Annotated in this window: 8 protein-coding genes and 1 pseudogene; 5 read left to right on the plus strand and 4 right to left on the minus strand. The window is 69.5% G+C overall.

Features of this window, described 5'->3' with window-relative positions; all coding sequences use genetic code 11:
* Positions 1 to 1,043, minus strand: a 1,043-nt coding sequence (locus OQF71_RS13245) for an asparaginase (RefSeq protein WP_280588230.1), incomplete at its 3' end; no start/stop codon positions are given.
* 253 nt (positions 1,044 to 1,296) lie between these two features.
* Here OQF71_RS13245 and OQF71_RS13250 point away from each other — a divergent pair.
* From OQF71_RS13250 to OQF71_RS13260, 3 genes are all read left to right on the plus strand, one after another.
* Complete coding sequence (locus tag OQF71_RS13250; protein WP_280588231.1) at positions 1,297 to 1,518, plus strand: hypothetical protein; 222 nt, start codon at positions 1,297 to 1,299, stop codon at positions 1,516 to 1,518.
* A gap of 166 nt (positions 1,519 to 1,684) precedes the next feature.
* Positions 1,685 to 3,343: a DUF255 domain-containing protein gene (locus OQF71_RS13255; RefSeq protein WP_280588232.1), complete on the plus strand. Its 1,659-nt coding sequence runs from the start codon at positions 1,685 to 1,687 to the stop codon at positions 3,341 to 3,343.
* 144 nt (positions 3,344 to 3,487) lie between these two features.
* Complete coding sequence (locus OQF71_RS13260) at positions 3,488 to 4,294, plus strand: TrmB family transcriptional regulator (RefSeq protein ID WP_280588233.1); 807 nt, start codon at positions 3,488 to 3,490, stop codon at positions 4,292 to 4,294.
* A 141-nt stretch (positions 4,295 to 4,435) separates the two neighbouring features.
* Here OQF71_RS13260 and OQF71_RS13265 read toward each other — a convergent pair whose 3' ends face one another.
* Positions 4,436 to 4,642 (minus strand): cold shock domain-containing protein, encoded by a 207-nt coding sequence (locus tag OQF71_RS13265; RefSeq protein ID WP_094522207.1) that lies wholly within the window; start codon positions 4,640 to 4,642, stop codon positions 4,436 to 4,438.
* Between the two features lie 178 nt (positions 4,643 to 4,820).
* Complete coding sequence (mptA, locus tag OQF71_RS13270) at positions 4,821 to 5,750, minus strand: GTP cyclohydrolase MptA (RefSeq protein WP_280588235.1); 930 nt, start codon at positions 5,748 to 5,750, stop codon at positions 4,821 to 4,823.
* A 235-nt stretch (positions 5,751 to 5,985) separates the two neighbouring features.
* On the opposite strand from mptA, the gene OQF71_RS13275 reads away from it, so the two are divergent.
* Both OQF71_RS13275 and OQF71_RS13280 read left to right on the plus strand, forming a co-directional pair.
* Positions 5,986 to 6,279 (plus strand): 50S ribosomal protein L21e, encoded by a 294-nt coding sequence (locus tag OQF71_RS13275; RefSeq protein WP_256407531.1) that lies wholly within the window; start codon positions 5,986 to 5,988, stop codon positions 6,277 to 6,279.
* A 1-nt stretch (position 6,280) separates the two neighbouring features.
* Positions 6,281 to 6,637: an RNA polymerase Rpb4 family protein gene (locus OQF71_RS13280; RefSeq protein WP_280588238.1), complete on the plus strand. Its 357-nt coding sequence runs from the start codon at positions 6,281 to 6,283 to the stop codon at positions 6,635 to 6,637.
* A 71-nt stretch (positions 6,638 to 6,708) separates the two neighbouring features.
* Here OQF71_RS13280 and OQF71_RS13285 read toward each other — a convergent pair.
* A pseudogene (locus OQF71_RS13285) lies at positions 6,709 to 6,900 on the minus strand (hypothetical protein); the annotation flags it as partial.

A 6,900-nucleotide genomic window follows, 5' to 3' on the forward strand; every position in this document is an offset into this window, starting at 1 on the left:
GCGGCGCCGCCCGGTCCCCCGCCGCCGAGGCCGGCCGCGAGTCCGAGCGCGAGCGCGAGCCGCGCCTTCGACGCCGGGAGCGGGCCGGCGAACGTCACGCCGTGCTCCGCCAGCGTGACCGCGCCGCCGGGCGTGCCGTACACCGGCTCGGTCGGACCCGCCGAGGGCCGGCCGGCGACGACGACGGGCGTTTCCGGGAGGGCGTCGGCCACGGCGTCGCCGATCGCGGCGGTCGCGTTCCCGAGGCCGGTCCCCTCGATCACGAGCCCGCCGACGCCGGCGTCGACCGCGCGCTCGACGCCCCCGGCGCCGACCCCCGTTCCGGAGTGGATCACGGGCACCTCGGGAACCCGCTCCGCGCCGTCGATGGCGTCCGCGAGCGGTCCGACGCCGACCCCCTGCTCCGGTTCACAGACGAGCCGCGAGTCGGCGCGGGTGAACGTCGCGACCGGGCCGGTCCCCGGCGAGGTCATCGTCGAGAGCGCGTTGCTGTGGCCCTTGACCGCGTCGCGGGCGGCGTGGAGCTCGTCGTCGAACGCGACGTGGACGCCCGGCGAGAACCGGTCGTCCGCGGCGGCCCGGACCGCGAGCGTCAGGTTCGCGGGCGCGTCGCTGGAGGCCTCGTCGAGCCGGCGCTGGGCCCCCGTGACGACGACCGGCGCGTCGAGGTCGGTGAGCAGGTCGAGCGCGAACGCGGTGTCGGCGAGCGTGTCGGTGCCGTGGGTGACGACGACGCCGTCGGCGCCGTCCGCGACCGCCTCTCGCGCGGCGGTCGCGGTCGAGAGCACGTCGCGCCACCGCACGTCGAACCCCGGCTGCGAGCAGACCTCGCGGGCGCTCACGGCCGCGTACCGCTCCACGCCCGGTACCGCCGCGACGAGGTCGTCGCCGGTCTTCGCCGGCGCCGCGCCGCCGTCGTCCGGCTCGGAGGCGATGGTGCCGCCGCAGGCGACGACCGCGACGCGCGGCTTCGCCCCGCCGTCGGTCGCGATCCGTCTCCCGTCGCGCGCCTCGCGCTCTGCCGTCGCCTCAGTGTTCGTCATATCCACCGGTACTTCCGGAGGACCAAAGCGGTTGGTTCCGCGGCAGTCGCGTACCCGCCGCGACGGCGGGGCGATCGACGGCGATCCGGCCCGATAGCCGATCACGACCGAAAAAAGGATGAGCGGGCTTCGTAAACAGTTAAACCGTCTCTGAATCGTTTTTAAAATGTCCTTCATCGGCGAGAAACGTGGTGAAATCCCCCGAACCCTCTGCCGGCTATATGGGGTCCCCTGTCGTACGAGTGAGTGTCCAATGTCTATCCCCGCCCCCACGCGCCTCGCCTCCGGCCGACAGGTCGCCGGACTGATGACCGGGACCGTGAAAGCAGCCGCCTTCTGGGCCGCGATCGCTATCCCCGCCACGTACCCCGCGTTGCTGTACGCGGGGCTCGACGGCGGCACCGGCCTGCTGTTCGTCGGCCTGCTGTTCGCGAACGCGATCGCGCTCGCACTCGGGCACGACTACAAGCGCTGACCGGCGGATCGACGGACCGGCGAATCCGAGGCGCCGCCCTCCGAACGCACCGTATCGGCCGACCACACCTCCCTCCCGCGCCGCCCTCTGACTGTCGTCATCGCGTTCGCCGCCGTTCTCCCGCCCGTCTCGAAGCGCTTACCCACGGTCCGACCCCACTGCCGGTATGACCGACGAGACGCACGTCGAGTGGCGCGACTGGGGGTCCGAGCCGTTCGCCGAGGCCGACGAGCGGGACCGCCCGGTGCTCCTCTCGCTGTCCGCCACCTGGTGCGAGGGCTGTCACGAGATGGACGCCGTCACGTACGCCGAGCCCCGCATCGCCGCCAACGTCAACGAGGGGTTCGTCCCGGTCCGCGTCGACGTCGACCGCCGCCCGCGCGTGCGGGAGCGGTACAACATGGGTGGATTCCCGACCACCGCGTTCCTCACGCCCGACGGCGAACTGCTCACCGGCGCGGGCTACCTCGACGTCGACGGGATGCGGCAGGTGCTCGAGTCCGTGCGGCAGATGTGGGCCGACAAGGGACGCTCGGCGGGGCGGGTCCCTCGCGCGCTCGACGCCGACCTCCCGCCCCGCGGGGAGCTCACCGACGCGATCGAGAGCCACCTCGCCGGGCAGGTGGAGGTGAAGTACGACGAGGAGCACGCCGGCTGGGGGACGGACGCGAAGTTCCCGTTACCTCGCACCGTCGAGTTCGCGCTGAAGCGGGACCGCGAGCGCGCCCTCCGGACCCTCGACGCGGTGCGCGACCACCTCGCCGACGACGTCGCCGGCGGCTTCTTCCGGTTCGCGGGGACCCGCGACTGGGGCGACGTCGCCTACGAGAAGCCGGTCGACACGAACGCGGCGGTCACGCGCGCGTTCGCGAACGCCTACCTCTACACCGGCGACGAGGCGTACCTAGACCCCGCGGCCGACGCGGTTGAGTTCCTCACCGACGACCTCTGGACCGGCTACGGCGTCGGCGGGAGCCTCGGTCCCGGGCTCGGGCGCGCCTACTACGCCGCCCCCGCGGACGACCGCGCCGACCTCGACTCGCCCCGCCGCGATCTGACCGTCTTCGCGGGCGGGAACGCGCTCGCGGCCGACGCGCTGCTCGCGGTCGCCGCGTACACCGACGACGAGCGCGCCCGCGAGTACGCCGACCGGATCCTCGACGGCCTCGAACGCGACCTGATCGACGCCGACTCCGGCGAGGTGACCCACTACCGCGGCAGCGACGAGGTCGGCGAGTCGGACCTGCTGGACGACGTCGCCCGCGTCGTGAGCGCGTCCGTGCGGGCCGCCGGGGTCCTCGGCGACGGCGCCGACGTCGCTCGCGCGGTCGCGGACCGGGGGATCGACCGGCTCCACGTCGACGGCTCCTTCGTGGACGGGCCGCGGTCGGGCCCGGGGCTGCTCGACCGTCCGTTTCGCCCGCTCGACGGGAACGTCGAGATGGCGACAGCGCTGCTCGATCTGGCGGCGCTGACCGGCGAGGATCGGTACCGCGAGGTCGCCCGGGAGACCGCGGCGTCGTTCGCCGGCGCCACGGAGCGGCTCGGCGTGCAGGTCGCCGGCTACGGGAGCCTCGTCGGGCGTCTCCGCCGCGGCACCACCGTTATCGCGGTCGGCGACGAGCCGGGAAGCGACCTCCATCGGGCGGCGTGGCGGGTCGCCGACCACGAGAAGGTCGTCGCCCCGAACGCCCACCTCGAGAAGTCGCCGTCGCCGCGGTCAGTCCCCGCGGGATCGGCGGTCGTGATCGCCGGTGACGCGGTCTCCCAGCCCGCGGAAACGCCGGACGAGTTGATGCGACGGGTCGCCGAGACCGCCGAGTAGCATACTGGATCCGGAGACTTTGACCGCTTTCGGCCGTCTACTGCGGTTCGGGATATCGACCGCCGGGACCGATTTGTGTCTTACCACCGCATCAACGTGTAAACCGGCGACGTGTTTATATCGGTGCCGCGTGATCGGAGAGTTATGGCATCTCTCCGGGACCTGGGGCTCTCCGAGTACGAGGCGCGCGCCTACCGCGCGCTGTTACGTACCGGACCGACGACGGCGAAGGACCTCTCGCGAGCCAGCGAGGTTCCCATGGGGCGGGTGTACGACGTGCTCAACAGCTTGGAGCAGCACAACCTCGTTCGGAGCCAGGCCGCCAGTCGGCCGAAGAAGTACGCGGCGGTCGAGCCCGAAGCCGCCCTCGACCGGCTCCTCGACGAGAAGAAGCGGGAGCTGGAGACGCAGGCGGAGCAGTACGAGGAGGTGGTCGCCGACCTCTCGACGGAACTCGACGCCGGGGAGCCGGTCGACGATCAGTTCTGGACCGCGGCGGTCGGCGCGGAGGAGGCGACGGACCTCCTCTTAGAACGGATCGCGGCGGCCGAGCGCCGGATGGTCGTCGTCGTCGGCGCGCCCGCGACCGGGTTCGACCTCGGGACGATCGGCGAACAGGTCGCGGCTGAGCTGGAGTCGGCGCTCGAACGCGGGGTCGAGATCCGGGTGTTGCTGTCGCCGGAGACGGTGGACGCGCTGCCGCGGAGCGTCGGCCGGCGGTACACCGCGGAGCTCTCGACGATGGAGGGGTTCGAGGTGCGGACGACCGCGGGCGTCGACGGCACGTTCAACGTCTTCGACGGGATCGAGGTGTGCATCGAGGTGCCGCACCCGCTCTCGGGCGACGAGCCGTTCGCGATGATCGACGTGAAGGACGCGGAGTTCGCAACGAGCGTGGCCGAGGAGTTCGAGCCGCGGTGGGCGGAGGCGGAGCCGCTGTCGTTCGGATGAGCTTGCTCTACTCGAAACGCAGCGACACACTCTCATCGAACCCCGGTCAGTACAACACAGACAGAGGGCTCTGACTAAGCATGTAAGCGGCTGGAAGAACAACTTTCCGGCCGTCGCTACAAACGAGGGCAGAAGTAGTCGTTAGTTGCGGACGAGGTTCGTCGCGCGGGGTCCCTTGGGGGATGATTCGATGTCGAACTCGATCTCCTGACCCTCTTCGAGGTCCGGACCGCCAACATCCTCCATGTGGAAGAACACGTCCTCGTCGTCGTCGAGATCGCCGTCGTCAGTCGAAATGAAACCGTAGCCGCCAGTGTCGTTGAAGAAATCAACTTTTCCGTTTGCCATTGCAATCAAACGTACCGTCGTTTGGGGGATAACGCTTCCGAACGTCACGGTACCACGGCTCTCGATTTAATTTACACTCTTCAGCGGCCAACTGTTTCAGACAAAAGGTGTCTGAAGAACGGGAGCTCAGCAGCGCCGGTAAACCACGGCCGTTCCCCGAGCGAGGACCAGTCCGCGCCTACCGCGCGTTCAACTCGGACCGCAGATCGCCCATCGTGACCTCGCGCTCGGCGTGGGCGTTGTGCTGGTGGATCGACTCGTCGTTCGACTGTTTCATGTGGACCACGGCGTCGTCGGGGAGGTGGTCGAACTCCTCGATCGTCCCCTCCGCGAGCGCGCGGACGCAGTCCTCGACGAACTTCGCGTCGGCGTGGGCCTCGTAGGTCATGTGGTCCTCGTCGGGGCGCTTCGCCATGTTGTAGATCCGGGCGCTCATCGAGTCGCGGGCGACGTCGATGAGGTCCCGGAGGTCGAGGTCCGGGTGGCCGTCGGTGGTGACGGTGAGCGTCGCGTGGCCGCGCTGGGAGTGGCCCGGCTGCGGGACGGCGTCTAAGAACTCCTCCGTCGTCTCCTCGTCGACGCCGAGGTCGGCGAGCTTCTCGCGGGCGCGGGACTCGCTCATCCCCTGCGAACAGGGGCAGACGGTCATACCGGTGACCTCCGCGCCGATCTCCTCGCGAGTTCCCGCCTCGGTCGCGGTCGCGCTGGCGACGATCGTCGCCGTGCTCTGCGTCTCGATGCCGGACGCCGGCGTGTCCTCGCGGGTGACCAGCTCCGCCGTCATCGACACCTCGGCAGTGGTGGTGTAGTCGTGTTTCTCGAGGAGTCGCTCGGCGGCGTCCCCGCAGACGTCCTCGACGCGGTACGCCTCCTCGCGGGTGATCTCCTCTAAGATCTCGTCGATCGTCGCGAGGTTCCGCGACATGTCGATCCCCTTGCGCCCGCTCGGAAGGTCGACGAACACCTCGAACTCGGCCATGAGCACGATCGGTCGCTTGTCCCCGCGGGCGAGTTTGACGAGCTTCTCCACGCCGGTGACGCCGACCTGCGAGAGCCCGACGGTCACGTCGGGCGCCGACGCCTGTACGTCCGGCAGCTGGTGACTCATTACGAACACGTTAGGGAACTCCCGGGATTAGCACTTTCGATAGGGGGCCTTCCATAGGGTAGTTTTCGCGCCCGTCGCGAGGGGTCTCGGGGCGGGAACCGGACCGTCGTAATCGCGTCTCTGGGAGGTCGTCGGCGGCGAGACGCCGCCCGCGGCTCGCGGTGTGGTACCCGCTCTCGGGCGGCGCCCGTAACGCACCATTTATACCTGCGGCAGCGGAACGTAGCCCAAGACCATGCCGAGTTCCAATGGCCCCCAGAAGGCGACCCGCGACAAGCTCTCGAACAAACCGCGCGACCGCGGCACGTCGCCGCCGCAGCGAGCCATCCAGGAGTTCGAGACGGGCTCGCAGGTCCACCTCAAGATCGACCCCAGCGTGCAGGAGGGTCGCTTCCACCCGCGCTTCGACGGCCGGACCGGCACCGTCGTGGGCAAGCAGGGCGCCGCGTTCAAAGTCGAGATCCCTGACGGCGGGAAGACGAAGACGCTCATCGTCCGCGCCGCCCACATGAGCGCCCAGCAGAACTGAGATGACGATCTTCAAAGAGAAGGTCGACGAGGAGTACGTCACCGTCTCCGAGGCGAAGGACGTCCTCGTGGACATCGAGGCGGAGCGCGCCGAGGACGAAGAGCGCGACCTCCGCTACGAGCTCGCCCGCGCGATCGAGCACGTCAACCGGTTCGCTCGGCTCGACGCCGAGGAGTCCCGCGAACTCGTCGAGGAGCTGACGGAGCTCGAACAGATCGACATCCCGACCGCCGTGAAGATCGCCGACCTGCTCCCCGAGGACCGCACCGAACTGCGCTCGGTGTTCGCCCAAGAGCGGTACTCGCTCGACGGCGACGAGCTCGACGACGTGCTCAATATCGTCGCGAAGTACGCCTGAGACCGCGCGGAGCGCGTCTCTTTGATTGTGCCCCTCTTTGATCGTCGGAACTCCTCCAACGCTCTAACCGCTCACTTATAAACGGTTGATACTAGATCAGCGGTGAGCGCCTCCAACGCCCCAGCCGCTCGGTTATACGCGACTGATCGGGGATCGACGGCGAACAGCTTCAACGCCCCAGCCGCGAGGCCCGCCCGCCCCGCACAGCACCTCACTCCAGTCTCATTAACACATCTCCGCACCCACGAGACGAAGGCGAAGCG

It is taken from the genome of Halorubrum sp. Boch-26, assembly GCF_029889805.1.
GTDB lineage: Archaea > Halobacteriota > Halobacteria > Halobacteriales > Haloferacaceae > Halorubrum.